The 18,158-nt window shown below is 68.1% G+C and carries 18 protein-coding genes; 4 read left to right on the forward strand and 14 right to left on the reverse strand.

The features are described 5' to 3' along the window. Nucleotides 1-63: 63 nt before the first annotated feature. The 4 genes from dop (at nucleotide 64) to pafA (ending at nucleotide 4,704) form a co-directional block, all read left to right on the forward strand. Nucleotides 64-1,788, forward strand: coding sequence for a depupylase/deamidase Dop (dop, locus tag BBSC_RS04775; RefSeq protein ID WP_033519220.1), 1,725 nt, complete (start codon nucleotides 64-66; stop codon nucleotides 1,786-1,788). A 142-nt stretch (nucleotides 1,789-1,930) separates the two neighbouring features. Beyond that, a complete protein-coding gene (locus tag BBSC_RS04780) occupies nucleotides 1,931-2,770 on the forward strand; it encodes an inositol monophosphatase family protein (protein WP_033519243.1) in 840 nt (279 codons plus the stop codon). Nucleotides 2,771-2,992: 222 nt separating this feature from the next. Then, nucleotides 2,993-3,184, forward strand: a complete 192-nt coding sequence (locus BBSC_RS04785) for a ubiquitin-like protein Pup (protein ID WP_033519219.1) — start codon at nucleotides 2,993-2,995, stop codon at nucleotides 3,182-3,184. Further along, nucleotides 3,184-4,704 (forward strand): Pup--protein ligase, encoded by a 1,521-nt coding sequence (gene pafA, locus BBSC_RS04790; RefSeq protein ID WP_033519218.1) that lies wholly within the window; start codon nucleotides 3,184-3,186, stop codon nucleotides 4,702-4,704. The genes BBSC_RS04785 and pafA overlap by 1 nt, the downstream gene beginning before the upstream one ends. Before the next feature lie 183 nt (nucleotides 4,705-4,887). Here pafA and BBSC_RS04795 read toward each other — a convergent pair whose 3' ends face one another. The 14 genes from BBSC_RS04795 to BBSC_RS04860 all read right to left on the reverse strand — a co-directional run bounded on the left by BBSC_RS04795 (nucleotide 4,888) and on the right by BBSC_RS04860 (nucleotide 18,153). Continuing rightward, nucleotides 4,888-5,145 (reverse strand): hypothetical protein, encoded by a 258-nt coding sequence (locus tag BBSC_RS04795; protein WP_033519217.1) that lies wholly within the window; start codon nucleotides 5,143-5,145, stop codon nucleotides 4,888-4,890. 176 nt (nucleotides 5,146-5,321) lie between these two features. Continuing rightward, nucleotides 5,322-5,603: an HU family DNA-binding protein gene (locus BBSC_RS04800; protein ID WP_003808664.1), complete on the reverse strand. Its 282-nt coding sequence runs from the start codon at nucleotides 5,601-5,603 to the stop codon at nucleotides 5,322-5,324. Between the two features lie 185 nt (nucleotides 5,604-5,788). Next, nucleotides 5,789-8,281 (reverse strand): lysylphosphatidylglycerol synthase transmembrane domain-containing protein, encoded by a 2,493-nt coding sequence (locus tag BBSC_RS04805; protein WP_033519216.1) that lies wholly within the window; start codon nucleotides 8,279-8,281, stop codon nucleotides 5,789-5,791. 55 nt (nucleotides 8,282-8,336) lie between these two features. Further along, complete coding sequence (gene purB / locus BBSC_RS04810; protein ID WP_033519215.1) at nucleotides 8,337-9,773, reverse strand: adenylosuccinate lyase; 1,437 nt, start codon at nucleotides 9,771-9,773, stop codon at nucleotides 8,337-8,339. Between the two features lie 107 nt (nucleotides 9,774-9,880). Then, a complete protein-coding gene (locus tag BBSC_RS04815) occupies nucleotides 9,881-10,159 on the reverse strand; it encodes a helix-turn-helix domain-containing protein (protein WP_081892860.1) in 279 nt (92 codons plus the stop codon). Continuing rightward, the gene (locus BBSC_RS04820) at nucleotides 10,140-10,505 is read right to left on the reverse strand and encodes a type II toxin-antitoxin system RelE/ParE family toxin (protein WP_033519213.1); all 366 of its coding nucleotides are present in this window, start codon (nucleotides 10,503-10,505) and stop codon (nucleotides 10,140-10,142) included. The genes BBSC_RS04815 and BBSC_RS04820 overlap by 20 nt, the downstream gene beginning before the upstream one ends. A 67-nt stretch (nucleotides 10,506-10,572) precedes the next feature. Beyond that, nucleotides 10,573-12,141, reverse strand: coding sequence for an alpha/beta hydrolase (locus tag BBSC_RS04825; RefSeq protein WP_033519824.1), 1,569 nt, complete (start codon nucleotides 12,139-12,141; stop codon nucleotides 10,573-10,575). Next, the gene (locus BBSC_RS04830) at nucleotides 12,141-12,557 is read right to left on the reverse strand and encodes a hypothetical protein (RefSeq protein ID WP_033519823.1); all 417 of its coding nucleotides are present in this window, start codon (nucleotides 12,555-12,557) and stop codon (nucleotides 12,141-12,143) included. The genes BBSC_RS04825 and BBSC_RS04830 overlap by 1 nt, the downstream gene beginning before the upstream one ends. Nucleotides 12,558-12,827: 270 nt before the next feature. Beyond that, entirely contained in the window at nucleotides 12,828-13,451 is a 624-nt protein-coding gene (locus BBSC_RS04835) for a DUF6466 family protein (protein ID WP_046726215.1), read from the reverse strand. Next, the gene (locus BBSC_RS04840; RefSeq protein WP_033519826.1) at nucleotides 13,448-14,476 is read right to left on the reverse strand and encodes a VWA domain-containing protein; all 1,029 of its coding nucleotides are present in this window, start codon (nucleotides 14,474-14,476) and stop codon (nucleotides 13,448-13,450) included. The genes BBSC_RS04835 and BBSC_RS04840 overlap by 4 nt, the downstream gene beginning before the upstream one ends. Next, nucleotides 14,473-15,534: a VWA domain-containing protein gene (locus BBSC_RS04845; RefSeq protein ID WP_033519827.1), complete on the reverse strand. Its 1,062-nt coding sequence runs from the start codon at nucleotides 15,532-15,534 to the stop codon at nucleotides 14,473-14,475. The genes BBSC_RS04840 and BBSC_RS04845 overlap by 4 nt, the downstream gene beginning before the upstream one ends. Continuing rightward, a complete protein-coding gene (locus BBSC_RS04850) occupies nucleotides 15,531-16,088 on the reverse strand; it encodes a hypothetical protein (RefSeq protein WP_231649290.1) in 558 nt (185 codons plus the stop codon). Before BBSC_RS04850 ends, BBSC_RS04845 begins: the two co-directional genes overlap by 4 nt. Then, on the reverse strand, nucleotides 16,085-17,086 hold the full coding sequence (locus BBSC_RS04855; RefSeq protein WP_046726214.1) for a DUF58 domain-containing protein: 1,002 nt from the start codon (nucleotides 17,084-17,086) through the stop codon (nucleotides 16,085-16,087). The genes BBSC_RS04850 and BBSC_RS04855 overlap by 4 nt, the downstream gene beginning before the upstream one ends. After that, nucleotides 17,083-18,153 (reverse strand): AAA family ATPase, encoded by a 1,071-nt coding sequence (locus BBSC_RS04860; protein ID WP_033519830.1) that lies wholly within the window; start codon nucleotides 18,151-18,153, stop codon nucleotides 17,083-17,085. Before BBSC_RS04860 ends, BBSC_RS04855 begins: the two co-directional genes overlap by 4 nt. Nucleotides 18,154-18,158: the final 5 nt, after the last annotated feature.

An 18,158-nucleotide genomic window follows, 5' to 3' on the forward strand; every position in this document is an offset into this window, starting at 1 on the left:
GGCCGGCCGGCGGGGGCGGAAACGGCGCATGCGTCCGGCATGCGGGGAGGAAAGGAAAACGCCATGAGCGTGCGGCGCGTGATGGGCACGGAAACCGAGTACGCGGTGTCCCGTGCGGATGGGGTGCGGTTCAATCCGGTGCAGCTGTCGTTCGACGTGGTCGGCGCGGCTTGCACGGAGCGCGCCTCGCACATCCGGTGGGATTATCGGCAGGAGGATCCGGTCAACGACGCGCGCGGCCACCGACTGGAGCGCGCCGCCGCGCGTCCCGACATGCTCACCGACGCGCCGCAGCTCAACATCACCAACGTGATCGCGGCCAACGGCGGCCGCGTCTACGTGGACCACGCCCACCCCGAATACTCGGCGCCGGAGACCGTCGACCCCTTCGAGGCGGTGCGCTACGACCACGCCGGCGACCTGATCATGCTCGCCGCCGCCCGCAAGGCCGGCGACGTCACCGGCACGCCCATCGTGCTGCACCGCAACAACGTGGACGGCAAGGGCGCCAGCTGGGGCACGCACGAGAACTACATGATGCGCCGCAGCGTGCCGTTCGACACGGTGGCGCGCCTGATGACCGCGCACTTCGTCTCCCGCCAGATCTACGCCGGATCCGGGCGCGTCGGGATCGGCGAGCACGGCGAGACGGCCGGATACCAGTTGAGCCAGCGCGCCGACTACATCCACATGAGGATCGGCCTGCAGACCACCTTCGACCGGCCGATCATCAACACGCGCGACGAGTCGCACAGCACCGCCGACCAGCGGCGCCTGCACGTGATCGTCGGCGACGCGAACCGCATGGACGTGCCGCAGACGCTCAAACTCGGCGTCACGTCGATGCTGCTGTGGCTCGCCGAGTATGCCGACGAGGCCGGCTACGACTTGGACGCCCTGCTCGGCGCGCTCGAGCTCGCCGACCCGGTCGAGTCCCTGCACACGGTATCCCACGATCTGGGCCTCGCCGCACCGCTGCCGCTGGCCAATGGCGGCGCCACCACCGCGTGGCAGATGCAGGTCACGCTGCGCGGTGCGGTGTTCGCGGCGGCTGCGGTCCTGTACGGCACCGACACGGCCGGCAACCCGTCGTGGCCGGACAAGCCGACCGCATCGGTGATGGCGATGTGGGGGCAGGCGCTCGCCGACACGGCGGCCATCCGCCATGCCGACGACGACGCGAGGCTGGGCATGTCCGACGAGGCGCGGCGCGTCGAATGGCTGTTCAAATGGCAGCTGCTCGAGAAGGCCCGCCGCAAGGCGCATCCGCTGGCCGCCGCGACCGGCGGCGACGCGGCGCGCACGGACGGGCCGGTCCGCAGCGGCACCGCGTCCGTGTCCGCCGTGCGCCCGGGCTGGGGCGACCCCCGCCTGGCCGCGCTCGACCTGAGCTGGGCGGCGCTCGATCCGAATACCTCGGTGTTCGCCCGGCTCCAGCCGCACACCGAACGCATCGACACCCCGGACGACGTTCGGTCCGCCACGGACCATGCCCCCGACGACACGCGCGCCTGGCTGCGCGCGGCGATCGTCTCGCGGTATCCCGAGCAGGTCGTGGCCGCGTCGTGGTCGCATCTGACCGTGCGCGCCCACCCGGCCGCCGACGAGTACGCCGACGAATACGGCAACGCCAGCCGCCATGCCGTGCGCCAATCCGACCTGCTCGCGCTGGACATGTCGGATCCGCTGGCGTTCGGCCGGCGGCAATGCGAACGAATCGTGAACGAATGCGGTACCGCCGCCGAAACGCTCACCAAGCTTGCAGCAAACATCACGTCTTCTCGGTAAAATCGACTCAGCAATGATCGACGGCCGGATGCGCGGCGCGAGGCACCCGAGGAACGGGGAGGCAGGCGCCGGGTGCTCCGGTCGCGGGCGCGTGGCCGGATGATCCGGACCCGCGGTACCGACACCATGGATGAGGATGACGATGGAATTACGAGAACTGACAATGGAAGTAGCGCGCATCGCGCAGGACGCCGGCCGCCACGCGTTGACCGACCAGACGAACCCCCGCGACCTCAAGGGGCTGCAGCTGTCCTCGTCGCGGCAGTCGACGCTGGACGTCGACGACCGCCTGTCCCGGTTCATCTCCAACCGCATCTCCTACGTGGAGAGCTTCAACGGCCAGTGGCGCGACCGCCCCGAGCAGTGCAAGCCCGGCGAGCGCTACTGGTGCGTCGGCAACATCGACGGCGTGATCAACTACACGCGCAACATGCCCGAATGGGCCATCACGATCTCGCTGTTCGAGTTCAACGAGGAGGGCTCGGCCCAGCCGATCCTCGGCGTCGTGCATGCCCCGGGCCTGGGCCTGACCTATCTGGCCGCGAAGGGGCAGGGCGCGATCCGCATCCGCAAGACGCCGATCGGCGACAAGCGCGAGAAGATCATGCCCTCCACCACCGAGCACCTCGACGGGTCGGTGGTCAGCTACGGCATGTCGTACGTGCCCGAGGAATCGAAGCGCGCGCTGGCCGTGGTGAGCGCGATCGCCGGCCGCCCGGCCGACATCAAGCGCGTCGGGCCGGCCTCGCTCGACCTGTGCAAGGTCGCGGACGGCACCTACGACGCCTACTTCGAGCCGAACCTGCACAAGTGGGACGTGCCGGCCATGTCCGCCGGCGCGGTCGTGATCTGGGAGGCGCAGGCCAAGCTGCGTACCTGGAACGGCGGTCTGGTCCACTGGCGCCGCGAGAACGACGTGGTGGCCTCCAACGGCCTGATCGTCGGCGAGCTGCGCCCGTATCTGGAGGCGGCGCTCCAGTAGACGGTCCGGCGATCGGCATCCATCGGTCAGCGGTTTGTGTTGTGCCCCCGCTGGCGGGGGCTGTCAGCGAAGCTGACGGGGGTGGCTGGAAGCATCGGAACACCAAGCATTCGACCACCCCCAGTCGACTGCGTCGACAGCCCCCCGCCAGCGGGGGCATGAGTCGTGCAATCGGGTACGGGACCAACCAGCAAGTAGCCACAAGAGACAAGGGGAGAGGAAATGCCTCAGCAGTTCGAACAGGCCAAGGCCGCGCAGGAATCCGCAGCCAGCGAGCAGACCGAGCGGGTGGAGGCCACGCAGGCCGAAGCGGCCGGCGACGTGCTCGACTCGGTGCTCGATGACATCGAGTCCGTGCTGGAGACCAACGCCGAGGCGTATGTGAGCAGCTTCGTGCAAAAAGGCGGCGAGTGATGCCCCAACTGCGCGACAGCGCCAACAGCGGCGCGGCGGCGCGGGTGCAGCGTTCCCCGCAGTTTGAGGGATTCGCGCGCATCTTCGGCGTGGAGACCGAGTACGGCGTGGCCGTGACCGGCGCCGACCGGCCGGTGGAGGCCGGCCAGACGGCGATGATGATGTTCCAGCCGATCGTCTCGCGCGCGCGGTCCACGAACACGTATCTGTCCAACGGGTCGCGGCTCTACCTCGACGTCGGCTCGCACCCCGAGTACGCGACCGCCGAGGCGCGCGACCCGCATGGGACGCTTGCGCAGGATCTGGCCGGCGAGCGGATCATGGCGCGGCTCGCGCTGCAGGCGCAGCAGCGGCTGCAGGCCACGCGCGGCGAGCGGGTGCGCGTGCACATGTTCAAGAACAACGCCGATTCGGCCGGGCATTCCTTCGGATGCCACGAGAACTACCTGGTGCGGCGCTTCGTATCGCTCGAGCAGGTGGAGCACGAGCTGCTGCCGTTCCTGATCACCCGTCAGCTGTATACCGGCGCAGGGCGCGTGACCGACGAGGGATTCGAGATCACGCAGCGGGCCGATTACCTGGACGAGGCGGTGTCCTCGGCCACCACGCGCTCTCGGCCGATGGTCAACACGCGCGACGAGCCGCATGCCGATCCGGAGGAGTTCCGCCGTCTGCATGTGATCATCGGGGATTCGAACCGGTCGCAGTGGGCAACGTGGATGAAGCTCGCCGTCACGCACTTGGTGCTGTGCGTGATCGAGGAATGCGCGCGTCTCGGCGTGGCCTCGGGATTCGAGGCATGCGCCTTGGCCGACCCGGGGGAGTCGAATCGGGCGGTCAGTCGCGATCTGACCGGCCGCTCGGCCCGGCTGGCTCTGGCCGATCCGGACGCGTACCGTGCCGTCGGCCGTACGCTGAGCGGTGGATGCGCCGGCTCGTCACAAGCCGCGTGCGAGCCCACCATGCTGGATATCCAGTACCGGTACCTGTCCATCGTGGAACGCTTCATGCGGGACCACGAGCAGGCGCTGGCCGTAGCTTTGCCGTCCACCGGCGTCGGCCGTATTCTCGGCGAGTGGAGGGCCGTGCTGGATGCCGTGCGCGCCGGCGAGATCGAGTCCCTGTCCGATCGTGTCGACTGGGTGGCGAAAATGCGCCTGTTCGAGGCGCTGCACGCCCGTAGGGGCGGAGTATCCCAGGCGAAGCTCGAGCAGCTGGACATGGACTACCACGACATCGCCAACGGCTCGCTCTATGAATCGCTGCTGCGCCGCGGCGCGCTGCGCCGGCTCGTGGATGAAGATGAGATCGAGCGCGCGATGACCGAGGCGCCGCACGATACCCGCGCCGCGCTGCGTGGCGCGTTCGTCGCCGCCGCGCTGCGGTCCGGCGCCCAGTTCTCGTGCGACTGGACGCGATTGGTGCTGACCAACCCGGAGCACCGCGAGGCGGTGCTGCTCGACCCGTTCAACGCCACCCCCACTGCCGACTGCCAGAGTCTGATGCGGGCGCTGGAATAGGGGAGCAAGTACTGCGTATTGTTGATGCGCGAAGGATCCAGCCAAGCCCCATTGGCTGGATCTGCGACGGCGTTCCCACGGCGCGGTAAAGCTCCCACGGCGCGGTAATACCTCCACCGCGCGGTTTGTCGTTTTGGGTTATTCGCGGTATTTCAACGTTTTGCTTATTACGCCGTGGAAGGTTTACCGCGCCGTGGAAACAAAACATCGCGGTGGAGGTAAGACCGCGTGGTGGAATTCCGCCACGTCGGGAGCGAGCTGATAGCCATCGCGTTTGGCGAGATTGCCGGTGATGATGGTGAGTTCCTCAGACGAATAGTCGAGGAAATTCAGCCACATGGGCACGTGCGATTTGGTGCCGGCATTGGTGTCGAGGAATTTGGTCATTTCATCCGTGTATCCGGCGAGGATGAAGACGAGTTCGTCGCGATAGCCCTCCATTGCCTATCGTGACCGGCGGTACAGCTTAGATGTGGGGCATACAGCGCATGCGATATCGGAAGATATCGGAAATTGCCGGCGGGCGCGTGCCAGCGGTGCAACCGCCCGATACGGAGAAAGCCCCTGACCACCATGGTCAGGGGCTTTCCCATTGTGACGCCCAGCGTAACCGACTACTACTTGGTCACAGCCTTCTTCAGCAGGGAACCGGCGGAAATGCGCACACCGTAGGTCGCCGGGATCTCGATGGTCTCGCCCGTGCGCGGGTTGCGGCCGGTGCGAGCGGCGCGCTTGACGCGCTCAGCGGAGAACAGACCGGTGAGCTTCAGGCCTTCGCCGGACTGCATGGCCTCGACGAACACGTCCTGGAAAGCGTTGACAGCCGCCTCGGCCTGGGCCTTGGTCAGGTTGGACTTCTGGGCGATCTTCGAGACAAGATCAGACTTGTTGTATGCCATAAAGCATCCTTCTTGTGGTTAGGGAACCGCCTAATTCGGTCGGCCGGTTCACACGTTCATACTGAATATTAGCGCACGTTGCCGTCAATTACCGCATTTTTCAAGGGATTTCACGGGATTTCACGGGAAAAAGCCCCGAAGTTCCCCGTTGCGCCGGTCGAGGGGATGGCCGGCGCGGACCGGCCCTAGATGAGGTTGCGGCGGTCCAGCCATTTCATGGCCATCGCGCCCAGCGGGATGCGCAGCCAGTAGAAGACCACGCGGTACAGCAGGGTGGCCGACAGCGCCACTCCGGCGGGCACGCCGGCGGCGCCGAACGACACTGTCAGCGCCGCCTCGACACCGCCCAGGCCGCCGGGCGTGGGCATCGCCGAGCCGATCGCGTTGGCCAGCAGGAAGATGAACACCGTCTCGATCGGGCTGGTCATGTGGCCGAACGCGAGCAGCGCAACCCAGAAGCCCAGTCCCGTGGCGATGTTGAGTACCAGCATGCCGATGACGCTGAACGCCAGTTCCTTGGGCCGTCCCAGCACCTCGACCAGCTGCCTGGCGTACGTCTTGACCAGGGGCAGCAGGTGCGAGGTGGCGTAATGGCGCAGCGGGGGTATCATCATCGCGATGGCCAGCGCCATGAGCACGATGCCGATGACGGTGATCAGCGTGTTCGTCGGGATCATGCCGGAGAGCGCGTCGCTGCCGGTGAACAGGCCGATCAGGATCATCATCGCGATGGTGCCGCCGTAATACACGGCCAGCACGGCGGTCATGATCGCCGTCGCCGGCGTATTGCGGTACCCGCTTTTGCGCAGGAACTGCAGGTTCACGAAGGCCGGGCCGACGCCGGCCGGCATCGACACCATCGCGAACCCCTGCGCCACCTGAGACATGAGAATGCCGAGGTGGTTGCGCTTGCCGGGCTCGATGAACGCGCCGAGCTCCAGCGCGGAGCCCAGCCAGGCGATCACGCTCAGCAGCAGGCAGACGGCCGCCATCTCCGGGTTGGCGTTCCTGACCGCGTCGATCACCTCGTCCGGCTTGAGCTGGGTGAAGACCACGGCGACCGCCACGACCAGCAGCGCGATGCCGATGAACGAGCGCAGGCTGAAGCGCGACAGGGACACCGGCTCGAGCGATTCGGTGACCTCCTGCGGCGCCAGGGCCTGCAGCCGGTCGCGCAGCCGATCCAGCACATGCCGGTCCCAGCCGTCCAGCGCGCGCGTGCCGGACGGCACGGCGGCCTTCTGCACGAACGGGGCTAATCCGACCAGGGTGTCGTCGCCCCACACCTGCCGTGCGGCGGCGACCGTGCGCTCCGGGCCGATCAGCACCGCGAGGAGGGCCAGCAGCTGCACGTGGTCGAGGGCCACGTTGGCTGATGTGCTGGCATCGTCGCCGTTCTGCCATCCGGCGATGATCGGGGTGCCCGATTCAAGGCGGGCCACGGTGTCGGGCGTGATGCGCCGATGCGTGTACCCGCGCCGGTTCGCCACCGACAGGAAGCGCATGAGCGCGATCGCGTCGTCGTCGGACAGCGCGTTGAGATTGCACTCGTGCATGATGTCGGTGCCCTGCAGCACCAGAATCGACGATTCGCCGGTATCGGCCATGCCGTAGACCTGCGGGGTCGGCAGGCCGCTGTTCTTCAGGCCGAGCATCATCGCCATGTGGTGCTGCGTGGCCTCGCGCGGCGAACGGTCGCGGCGCATGGAGACGCCGGTGAACCGGATCCACTGCCACAGCTGCTTGAGATAGCCGGCGGCGCGCACCTGGCTGTCGAGCACGGAGACGACGAAGTGCCGGCCGTGGTCGTCCACGGCGTCGTACAGGCGCGATCCTTCGACCAGATCGTCGTCCAGCGTCGCGCGCAGCGCGCTGTGCGTCGGCGTCTCGTCCAGACGCCGCACCAGCGAGACGACGCGCAGGTCGATGCCGGCCAGCGCCTGGACGACGTCGTCGCCCCACGCACCCTGGTTCTTGGTACCGATCAGGAAGCGCACGAGCATGCCGACCAGGCGCCCGGTGGCGAAGGAGACGAGCACGCCGGCGACCGAATTGACGGACAGCACCACCAGCAGCGCGGCGACGGTGTAGATGATGTTCCAGCCCCATTTGACCGTGGAGCGGGTGCGCCGAGGGCCGGCCGCGGTGAGCAACGCCGCGGCGCCGGCGTAGAAGTCGGGCAGCAACACGGGGCCGTACCAGGTGCTCGGCGAGCTCAGCGCGGAGATCAGCGTGATGTTGCCGCTGTGCGATACGAGCATGGACAGGACGCCAGCCAGCGCGTAGCCGCCGAACATGGCCAGGATCGAGATCGCCGACTGCAGCCATTCGCGGCTGATGAGCAGCTGGGCGAGCACGCCGACCACAATGACCACGATGGCGAGCTGCTGCAGCATCGACGTCGGCAGGTTGACCATCCAGTCCAGGGCCTTGCCTGCGGTGTGGGCGTCCGATTCGACGCCCCGCGTGATGCCGCTCAGGTAGGTCGCCGACAGCATCACGACGGCGGCGAACAGCACGGCGCCCCCGGCGCGGAACAGGTCGCCGAAGTCGTGGGTGCGCCTCGGCGGCACGTCGTCGATGCGGGGGGAGGAGGAAACAACGTCTGAAAAACGCGTTTCCGGCGACGTGACGGTGTCATCGTCGCCGGAAACGGTCGAATGCGTCTGATCGGTCATCAGAACCCTTCGCGATTGGGAATCGTCGCTGGCGGAAGGCTGGCGCCCCGCACGGTCAGCGGTCGAAATCGACCAGCTTGGCCGCCACGCCCGTATAGGTGGCCGGAGTGAGGGCCTTGAGCCGCGCGGCGGTCTCCGCATCGAAGGCGAGGCCGTCGATGAAGCGTTCCACATCGTCCTGGCTGATCTCATGGCCGCGCATGAGTTCCTTGACCTTCTCGTAGGGTTTGTCCATGCCGGGCAGACCCTTGAGCTCGCAGGCGCGCATCGCGGTCTGGATCGGCTCGCCGAGCACCTCCCAGTTCTCGTCGAGCTCGCGCTCGATCACGGCGTCGTTCGGGTGGATGGACGTCAGGCCGCCCATAAGGTTGGTCAGGGCCAGCAGCGAGTAGCCGAGCGCCGAGCCGATGTTGCGCTGCGTGGTCGAGTCGGTCAGATCGCGCTGCCAGCGGGATTCGACCAGCGTGGCCGCAAGGGTGTCGAGCAGCGAGCAGGAGATCTCGAAGTTCGCCTCCGCGTTCTCGAAGCGGATCGGGTTGACCTTGTGCGGCATCGTGGAGGAGCCGGTCGCGCCCTTGACGGGCACCTGCGCGAACACGCCGCGCGAGATGTACATCCACACGTCCACGCACAGGTTGTGCATGATGCGGTTCGCGTGGGCGACGGTGCCGTACAGCTCGGCCTGCCAGTCGTGGCTTTCGATCTGCGTGGTCAGCGGGTTCCACGTCAGGCCCATGCGGTTGGTGACGAACTCGCGCGAGACGGCGATCCAATCGACGTCGGGGCAGGCGGCCAGATGCGCGCCGAAGGTGCCGGTGGCGCCGTTGATCTTGCCCAGGTACTCCTGGTTCTCGATGCGCTTGAGCTGGCGGCCCAGGCGGTAGACGTAGACGGCGAGCTCCTTGCCGAGCGTGGTCGGCGTTGCCGGCTGGCCATGGGTGAGGCTCAGCAGCGACTTGTCGCGGTACTGGTCGGCCTTCTCGGCGAGGTGGTCGATGATCTCCTTGAACGCCGGGGTCCACACGTTCTCCATGGCGTTCTTCACGCAGCGGGCGATCGACAGGTTGTTGATGTCCTCGGAGGTGCACGCGAAGTGGACCAGGGTCTTGAGCGCGTCGTTGATGTTGGTCAGCTCGGCCGGGGCCTTGTCGAGCTGGTCGTCGATGTAGTACTCCACGGCCTTCACGTCGTGGTGGGTGACCGCCTCGTGCGCGGCGTGCTGCTTGATGCCCTCGGCGCCGAAGTCCTCGGGGATGGCGCGCAGGAACGCGATCTCGGCCTCGGTGAACGGCTTGACGCCCTCGACGACGGGCTGGTTGCCGTTGCCGGAGAAGCCGTTGGCCAGCAGGATCATCCACTCGACCTCGACGCGCATGCGCTCGCGGTTCAGGGCCGGCTCGCTCAGGTATTCGACGAGCGGGGCGGTGGCTTTGTGGTAGCGGCCGTCGAGCGGGGTCAGTGCGATTGCGGGGGAAATATCGGTAAGCTTCATGGTTCCTAGGGTACTTCCAACCGTGAACCGCCATGTGTCGCGGCGCCGGTCATTCGTTGTCGTGCGGGGTGTCCGGCGCCCGCGTGGGATGCCATCCGCGACGGGCGTCACACGAATGCGGTCTGCAGCCGCTTGCCCATGGCGTCGGCGAGCTTGGTCAGCGTGGCGATGGTGGGCGATGCGTCGCCATGCTCGATGTTGAGGATCGTGGTCTTCGCCACGCCGCTCCGCCGGGCCAGCGCGTCCATGCTCATGCCGGAGTCCGCGCGGGCCTCGGCCAGCTGCATGCCGATGGTCATCTGCGCCATGCAGTCATGGATGAGCTCCGCCATCCGGGGATCCTTCACGGCATCGTCGAACATATCGTCAAATCGTTCCGTAGGCATCGCGCTCCTCCTTGTACCGTGCCATGATGCGGTGGGCGCGCCGCAGTTCTCGGCGCGGTGTTTTCGGTGTCTTCTTGCTGAAGCCGTGGGCGATGACGCAGGTATTGCCGCAGACGAAGAAAAACGGCGCGCGTTGGGCATTGCCTCCGAACTGCGCGCGGACCTCCCAGATGTCGGCGTCGAGCTTCTTCACCCACTCGTTGCGCAAGGCTGTGCCTATCCCGTACCGTTCGACGTTGCGGATGGTTGCATATACCTTTGCCCGCTCCCGTCGGTCGAGACCGTCCATCCATTCGCGGAACGGCGATGAGCCGTCAGCCGATGCACACACCTCGAATTCCAGCATCGAATTCACCTCCCTACGGTAGTGTTTTAACTACCGATTGTCAATGCGCCATGTGTCGCGGCGCCGGTCATTCGTTGTCGTGCGACATGCGGCCTTGGAAGTAGCGCGTCTCCTCGAGCTCGCCTTCGATGACCTGCCGGAAGTGGCGTTCGTGGTTCGCCACGGCAAGCGAACCGAGGTCGGTGGCGTTCTGGTAGGCCGCCTGATGGTACTTGAGCCAGTGCGTGAGCTCCTTGCCGTCGGAGGCCCCGGCGACCTCGGCGCCCCGGTAGCCGCGATTCCACGAGGAGGTGGCGTCCCCCGGCGCGCATTCGCCGTTCGGACCGACCTCCCCGGTCGACGAGGCTCCGGTCGGATAGGCGTAGCCGTGCACTGTCAGCCAGGTGTCGGTGGCGGGATTGGCGGCGCCGTCGAGCGCGGCGACCAGTTCGTCGCCGATCTCGATGCTCGTCACCCAGGTCGAAGGCGGGATCGGATGGTTCGCCACCGGCGACCCGGCCGTCACCACATGCTCAATGGTGTACTCCTCGCTCATGTCGGCGGCGATGGCCGCGGCCGTGATGCCGCCCTGCGAGTGACCGATCAGCGCCACCGGATCGTCCTTGCCGATGCCGGCCTGGCGCATCGCCTCGAGCACCATCATCGCGCTGTCGGCCTTTATCCGCTGCGCCGGATCGTCGCTCATCAGCTCCACATTCTGCGGCCAGCCGAACGGCGAATCGGGCTTGCCGTCCGTGCCGGGGATCGTCACCAGCCATGCCGGCGACCCGTCATCCCTCCGATAGCGCTGCACCGCGATCGTCGCATAGCTCAGCCCGCTGTCGAGATCGACCTTGCCGAGCCGCTCCTCGGCCAGCCGCCGCAGCTGCTCCAGCGCCTGCGCCACCGACGAGGACGCACCGACGACCGGCACGTCCGTGAACACCTCCGTGACGTGCAGCGTGCCCTGTCTGAGACCGTCAGCCGGTTGGCTGTACTGGGAGATCGCGCCGGCCGCGCCGTTCACCTCGTCGGTGCGCAACAGGCCGGTCAGCGGATCGACTTGCTGCGGTCTGGCGGGGTCGATGGTGCCGATGTACGGCGCGATGCCGCTCAGATATCCTTCCTGAAGAGGAGCCGTAATCGCGCTGCCGTATGACGGCGCGAATTTGCCGTCCATCATCGATCCGCCGAGAATACCGCCAGCGGCCAATATCCCCATGGCGAGGGAGGCCTCCTTCGGCCGGACGGTGGTGATCAGCTGCATCAGCTCGGTGAACAGCCGCCTGGTCCACAGCTCCGATTTGGCGTACAGCGAATGCGCGCGGATCAGCAGCGACGCCATCTCGTCTATCGTGGCCGCGATCGCGCCGCATGCGGCGGCATGGTCGGAGAATCGCCGGATCAGCTGGCTGTAGGGGAGCGTGGCATGGCCGCTGACCGGCACTCCGGCAAGACCCGCGACGGATGCGGGGCACATCGTCATGCCGGCGCACTGCTGCGCGAGCTGCAGCGAGGCGGCACCCCACGAGATGGAGGCCGCGCGCCATTCGGCCGCGGCGCCCTCCAGCGCCTTGGCGAGCGCGGTGTACTCCTCGGCGCTCGATGCGGTGTACGACTGGCCGCCGTAGACGTATGAGGATACCTCCCAGCCCATCATTCGCCCCCGATCCATGCCATGCGCAGCGTGGCCGAGGCCTCGTCGCGCAGGCGCTCGCCGTCGGCGACGCATCGGGCCAGTTTCTGGCGGAACAGGGTGGCGGCTGCTCCCTGCCAGTCGATCGCGTCGGCCGCGGCGCGGGCGGAGACCGTGTTGTCGGCCGCGATGCCGACCCGTGTGGCGTTGACGTTGACAAGGTCCCTGCCATGGCCGACGGCGGCATGGCAGCGGCAGCCGGTGAGAGACGGGAATGCGGCGGGTGCGCCGCCGAACGGGGATGGCAGCGCGCCGAATGGCGGTATCGGCGCAGGTCCGGGTATGTCGTTGGTGTTCATGGCCCCATTGAAGGAGATGGCGTCGGTGCCCGTCCAGCCGGAACGGGTGCTGTGGTCGAAGGCTCCCGGGTTATCCACACCCGGCGTGTCGTTCCACATGCGATGTGGATGGAGCGTAGCCCTGTGGCCGGACTGCCCATGGCGGGGTGCGGAGTGTGTCGGATGCTTGGCGTTGCAGTGGTGTCGACCACCCCCAGTCGGCTTCGCCGACAGCCCCGCCAGCGGGGGCATGTACGTCATGCGCTGCATTCTTTGACGCACTGCGTTGTTCGTGTGCTGGCTATGTCGGGCTCCCTCCGAGAGGGCCCGACATAGCGAATGAAATAACGGCGCGGGATACCGGCGGCGCTACCAGGGTTTGGACGAGTTGCCGGAATTGTTGGTCGTGGTGGATTCGGCGGACTGCCCGCCCTGCTCGGTGGTCGTGGACTCGGCCGGCGTGGACTGCTCGTTGGCCTTGAGCAGCTCCTCGACCTTCTGCCGCTGCTCGTCGGTCAGTCCGCCGCCGTTCGCGGCGTTCTGCTCCTGCTGCTCCTGCTGCTGGGGCTGGCTCTGCGCGGCGTCGTTCTGCGCGCCCGAGCCCTCCTGCTGCTCGCTCAGCCGCAGCTTGGCGAGTTCGGTGAGCCGTGCGGACACCGCGGCGTTGGCTTGGATCGCCGCCTTGACGGACGGCAGCAGCACCGGTTCCATGGATGCGGCCTGTTCGAACTGCGCGTCGGTCTGCTCCTGACGGGTGCGCAGCTTGCCGTAGTCGACCGTGTCCTTGCCGGAGTCCTCGATGTTCCGCGTCAGGCTCGCCGTGGCTTGGTTGAACGCGTTCACCGCATGCAGGTTCACCGCGGCGAGCGCCGCGACGGCCAGGCAGGCCACGGCGAGCGCGATGAGGATGATGCGCACGGGCAACCCCGCGCGAGCGGCGCGCGCTGTGCTTGCGGCGCGCCCTGCGCGGTCGGTACGTGATGCTCGGCTCATAGCAGCCTCCTTGACGTCGAGATCCAGGCGCCGAATTCCCATGCCAGCAGCGCGGCCGCGACCGTCGCCAGCGGCCAGACCACCGGTATGGCGCGGGTGCGTTTCTTGGCGGAGCGCGTCACCTGCCATTGGCGCGACGCCTGGGCGGACACGCCGTTGGCCATGGTCGAATCGGGGCCGGTCTTCAGGTATGTGCCGCTCATCTCGTCGGCGATGGCGGACAGATTCGCCTCGTCCATCTTCGAAATGCCGGGCTGGCCGGTGGCCGGGTCGGTCACCCAGGCGTTGCCGTCGATCTGCCCGACGCCGACGCCGTCGCGCACGATCGGGATGGTGCCGCCCTCGGTGGAGCCGACGCCGACCGTGAATCCGTCGTTGAGGTACTTGCGCAGCGTGGAGAACGAGCGGCGCGTGGTGGTGCCGGTCTCCTCGCCGTCGGTGATCAGGTACAGGATGATCGCGTCGTCGGGCTTCGACTCGCGGATCGACTTGAGGCTCAGCAGCAGCTGGTCGAGCGGCGCGTCCAGGCTTGATCCGGCCGATACGGAGGTCGCCTCGACGCTCAGCGTGTCGGCCCAGGTGCCGATGGCGCGCGCGTCCGGCGTCAGCGGCACGTCCACGGTGCCGGTCGCGCCGAATCGCAGCCCGAGGAAGCTGGCGTCCTGATAGAGCGACGTGATGTCCTTGACGGCCTGTTTCGCCGCGTCGATGCGGGTGATCGCGGCGTCGGACCCGTAATGCGCGTCGGACACGGCCATCGAGCCGGTCACGTCGACCGCGATCACCACGTCGGTGGCGTTCACCGCGCGGCTGTCGGTGGTCGTGAGCACGCTCGGCGTCAGCATCATCAGCGCGATCGTGGCGCACAGCAGGCAGCGGCGCACGCAGGCGACCGCCGTCTCGTCGCTGGAACCGCGCCGGCGCACATGCAGCACCACGCAGCACACCGCCAGAGCGGCCATCGCCGCGGCGAGCGCCGCGCCGGCCGGCCAGCCGAGCGCGGGGGAGAGCGTCAGATCGGTCATCGTCTCAACCTCCAGGCTCCGATCAGCCACGCGGCGACGATCAGCGCCAGCGCGAGCGCCCACCATCCCGGCGCGTCGATCACCGCGGCATGGGAATCCTGCTGGCTGACGGCGTTGCGCCGCGTGTTGATCTCGCGCACCAGCTCGTTGACGCTGGCGCCGTTGGACTGCGTGAGGAACACGCCTCCGTGCGATTCGATCTGGTCCTTCATGTCGGTGGTCGTCGCCTCGCCTTCGCTCGACTTGGGTCCGGAGAACAGGCCGTCGACCGTGATGCCGGCCTGCTCGGTCAGGGCCAGCGCCTCCGACAGCGTGTAGGTCGGGTCGCCGGACACCACGTTGTCGGTGGCGAGCACGATCGAGGCCGCGCGCTGGCGGGTCGCGTTCTCCTGATTCGCGGAGCCGTAGGCGAATCCCGGCAGCATCGCCGCGCAGCTGACCACGCCGTCGCCGATCAGCGAGGTGGCGTTCGTGCGGTTCTGCGTGCCCTCGAGCCAGGTGGAGATCCGCTGGTACTGCGCGTCGCTCATCTTGTCGATGTCGTCCTGCGTCTCCACGCCCTTGAGCGTCTTCGCCGCGGCCGTGAGCTGGTCGGTGACCAGCGCGTAGTCGTCGGTAAGCGGGAACACCGTGCGCGACGTGGAGTTGAAGATGCTCAGCCCGATGCGCTCGCCTTGGAAATTGGAGACGAGGCTCAGATAGGTGTCCAGCACCTCGCGGTCATAGGGCAGGGCCGAGCCGGACACGTCGAGGCACAGGACGATGTCCCTGTTGCTGGAGCGCTCCTCGCCCTGATCGACGAGCGAGGGGCGGGCGACCAGCACGAGCGCGAGCGCCACGGCGGCGGCCAGTAGCACCGTGCCGAAACGCGACAGCGCACGCCAGCGCCGCAGCATGGCGGACGCATGCTCGGTCGCCAGGTCGTCGTCTAGCGAGAACACGGTGGCGTCGGCGGCGCCCTTGCGGGGCCGGGTCAGCGCCACGACGAGCACGATGACGGCCAATGCGGCCGCGGCGCCCGTGGCGGCCGCCCACGGCCATTGCCATGACAGGGTCATCCTCGCCACCTTTCCACAAGATCGGACACCCAGCCGGCCGCCTCCTCGACGCCGACCTGCCCGGCCTGGCGGTTGACGGCGGCATCGGCGAACTCGGGCGGGTACAGGGCCTCGACGGTCTGGCGCAGCAGGGACAGCCCCTGCGCCGAACCGGTGGTGCGCGGCATGGCTGCGAGATCGCGCAGCGTGCTGGCGCTCAGATCGCTGCCGGTCGCCTGCGTGGCGAAGGAACGGGCCACGTCGGCCAGCTCCACGAACGCCTCCTCTCGGCCCAGCGACCCGTCGGCGTGGCGCGCGACGATGCCGTCGATGCGCTGCTGCCACATGGACAGGGCGCCGGCCGGGACGTGCGCGCCCTGCCTGGAAGGCTTGGCCGGCTTGCGCCGCGGGCGCGACAGCACCACGGCCACGGCGACCAGCACGATCGCGACGACCAGGCAGCCGCCGGCCACGGCCAGCAGCGGCATCGTCAGATCGATCTGGCCGACCGGCGTCAGATCGCCGTCGGCAAGCGGCAAGGCGGCATGCCGCGCGGCTTCGGTCACGGCCATCATCGCGCACCTCCCCGCGGCGGTTCGGCCGGCCTTCCGGCCGGCATCGCGTTCGGCATCCCGTTCGGCAGTTCGGGCGCCCGGCGCAGCTGGTTGCGCGTGGTCGGCGCCAGCGACCGGGATACGAGCCGGACGAACGCGTCGAACATCGCCTCGCTGGAGGCTCCGCGTATCATGCGCGAACCGTAGCGCGCCAGCTCGCGCTCCAAGGCCGTGGCGACGAAGCCGCGGTGCGCGGCCACCTGATCGGCGTTGGCCTTCACGCGCAGGAAGGCCGGCACCCGCTTGCCGTCCAGCCCGTCCGCGACGGACGGCGCGGCGCCGGCGTCGAAGGGATTGACCGTCGCCACGTCGATGAGCACCACCGGATGCGTGCGCGCGATCCGGCCGATGGCCTTGACGTGGCGTTCGCCCAGCGCGTGCTCGTCGGTGGCGATCACGATCAGGGCTCGCCGGTCGCGGATGCGCCGCGCGTAGCCGAGCAGCGCATCGATGTTGCGGTCATGGTCCCACCCGCGCTCCAGCGCCTGGTCCAGCGTGCGCTCGAACTGGCCGAACCCGCCGTTGAAGGGCATGCGCGTGATGCTCGCCGCGTCGGCGAACACGAGCGAAATGTCGTCGGAGCGGCGCAGCGACAGCGCGGCGAACATGCGCAGCGCGTTGGCGGCGACCTCGTAGGCCCGCTCGCCGCGCTCGCACGAGCCGGTCATCTGCCGGCCGACGTCCATGAGCATCCATACGCGGCTGGTGGCCGGGCGCTCCCGCTGCACCACCATGGGCCGGCCCTGGCGCGCGCTGATCTTCCAGTCGATCAGACGCGCCTCGTCGCCGGGCTCGTATGCGCGGATGTCCATCACGTCGTCATTGCCGCCACGGCGCTGCGACGCGTGTTCCCCTTCGAGGATGCCCAGCGCCTTGCGCACCGTCGGCAGGCTCAGCGAGGTGCCGAGGGATTCGATCTTCGACCGGATCGGATCCGCGGCATGGGTTGGTTCGATCATGGAACGGGAACCGCCTGCACGATCGAGTCGACCACCTGATCGGCGGTGACGCCGTCGGCCAGCGCCTCGAAGGTGAGCAGCACGCGGTGGCGCAGCACCTCATGGGCGAAGGCCTTGATGTCCTCGGGAACCACGTAGTCGCGGCCGGCGAACAGCGCGTTCGCCTGGCCGATGCGCGTGAGCGCGATCGAGGCGCGGGGGCTGGCCCCCAGGCGGACCAGCTGGGCCAGCCCCTTGATCGGGCGCGAGCCGGCGCCGCGCGAGGTAGCCGCCATATCGACCGCGTACTGCATGATCGCGTTCGACACGTGCACGCGGCGGGCCGCCGAGCGCAGGAACTCCACGTCCTGGATCGAGATCACGTCGGCCGGCGCCACGGTCGGGTCGATGGTGTCCGAGCCGCGCCTGGTGAGCAGCGCGAGCATGCGCGTCTCCTCGTCGACGGTGGGGTATCCCATCACCGCCTTCATCATGAAGCGGTCCATCTGCGCCTCGGGCAGGTTGAAGGTGCCCTCCTCCTCGATCGGGTTCTGGGTGGCGATCACCATGAACGGGCGGGGCAGCGTGATGCGCTCGCCGCCGATCGTCGTCGCGCCCTCGGCCATCGCCTCGAGCATCGCCGACTGCGTCTTCGCGTTCGAGCGGTTGATCTCGTCGAGCAGCACGAAATTCGCGTGGATCGGGCCGATCTGCGTGGTGAAGCGCTGCGAGGCGAAGTCGAACACCTGCGTGCCCACCAGATCGGAGGGCATGAGGTCTGGCGTGCACTGCACGCGCTTGAACGTGCCGGACACGGAGGTCGCCAGCGTCTGCGCGGCGGTCGTCTTGGCGAGGCCCGGCACCGATTCGATGAGGATGTGGCCGCCGGCGACCAACGTCACGATCAGCGACTCGCGCAGGTTGTCCTGCCCGACCAGCGTGGAGGCGAAGCGCGTGCGGATGCGACCGGCGAGCTGGCGGGCGCGCGACACGTCGTCGGGGCCGAGCGCGGCCGTGGCGGCCGGCGCGGGGGGCTGTGCGGCGGGAGCCGCCGGAACGACGGGTTGCTGGGGTGAAAACAGTGGCATTGTTC

Source organism: Bifidobacterium scardovii JCM 12489 = DSM 13734 (assembly GCF_001042635.1).
Taxonomy (GTDB): Bacteria; Actinomycetota; Actinomycetes; order Actinomycetales; family Bifidobacteriaceae; genus Bifidobacterium; species Bifidobacterium scardovii.

Excerpts from the sequence above, each read along its gene's own strand:
- BBSC_RS04855 (WP_046726214.1), bottom strand. The coding sequence starts at position 17,086 with ATGATCGAACCAACCCATGCCGCGGATCCGATCCGGTCGAAGATCGAA.
- BBSC_RS04860 (WP_033519830.1), bottom strand. The coding sequence starts at position 18,153 with ATGCCACTGTTTTCACCCCAGCAACCCGTCGTTCCGGCGGCTCCCGCC.
- BBSC_RS04845 (WP_033519827.1), bottom strand. The coding sequence starts at position 15,534 with ATGACCCTGTCATGGCAATGGCCGTGGGCGGCCGCCACGGGCGCCGCG.
- purB (WP_033519215.1), bottom strand. The coding sequence starts at position 9,773 with ATGAAGCTTACCGATATTTCCCCCGCAATCGCACTGACCCCGCTCGAC.
- BBSC_RS04800 (WP_003808664.1), bottom strand. The coding sequence starts at position 5,603 with ATGGCATACAACAAGTCTGATCTTGTCTCGAAGATCGCCCAGAAGTCC.
- BBSC_RS04785 (WP_033519219.1), top strand. The coding sequence starts at position 2,993 with ATGCCTCAGCAGTTCGAACAGGCCAAGGCCGCGCAGGAATCCGCAGCC.
- BBSC_RS04825 (WP_033519824.1), bottom strand. The coding sequence starts at position 12,141 with ATGGGCTGGGAGGTATCCTCATACGTCTACGGCGGCCAGTCGTACACC.
- BBSC_RS04835 (WP_046726215.1), bottom strand. The coding sequence starts at position 13,451 with ATGAGCCGAGCATCACGTACCGACCGCGCAGGGCGCGCCGCAAGCACA.
- BBSC_RS04795 (WP_033519217.1), bottom strand. The coding sequence starts at position 5,145 with ATGGAGGGCTATCGCGACGAACTCGTCTTCATCCTCGCCGGATACACG.
- BBSC_RS04840 (WP_033519826.1), bottom strand. The coding sequence starts at position 14,476 with ATGACCGATCTGACGCTCTCCCCCGCGCTCGGCTGGCCGGCCGGCGCG.
- BBSC_RS04850 (WP_231649290.1), bottom strand. The coding sequence starts at position 16,088 with ATGATGGCCGTGACCGAAGCCGCGCGGCATGCCGCCTTGCCGCTTGCC.
- BBSC_RS04815 (WP_081892860.1), bottom strand. The coding sequence starts at position 10,159 with ATGCCTACGGAACGATTTGACGATATGTTCGACGATGCCGTGAAGGAT.
- BBSC_RS04805 (WP_033519216.1), bottom strand. The coding sequence starts at position 8,281 with ATGACCGATCAGACGCATTCGACCGTTTCCGGCGACGATGACACCGTC.
- BBSC_RS04780 (WP_033519243.1), top strand. The coding sequence starts at position 1,931 with ATGGAATTACGAGAACTGACAATGGAAGTAGCGCGCATCGCGCAGGAC.
- pafA (WP_033519218.1), top strand. The coding sequence starts at position 3,184 with ATGCCCCAACTGCGCGACAGCGCCAACAGCGGCGCGGCGGCGCGGGTG.
- BBSC_RS04820 (WP_033519213.1), bottom strand. The coding sequence starts at position 10,505 with ATGCTGGAATTCGAGGTGTGTGCATCGGCTGACGGCTCATCGCCGTTC.
- dop (WP_033519220.1), top strand. The coding sequence starts at position 64 with ATGAGCGTGCGGCGCGTGATGGGCACGGAAACCGAGTACGCGGTGTCC.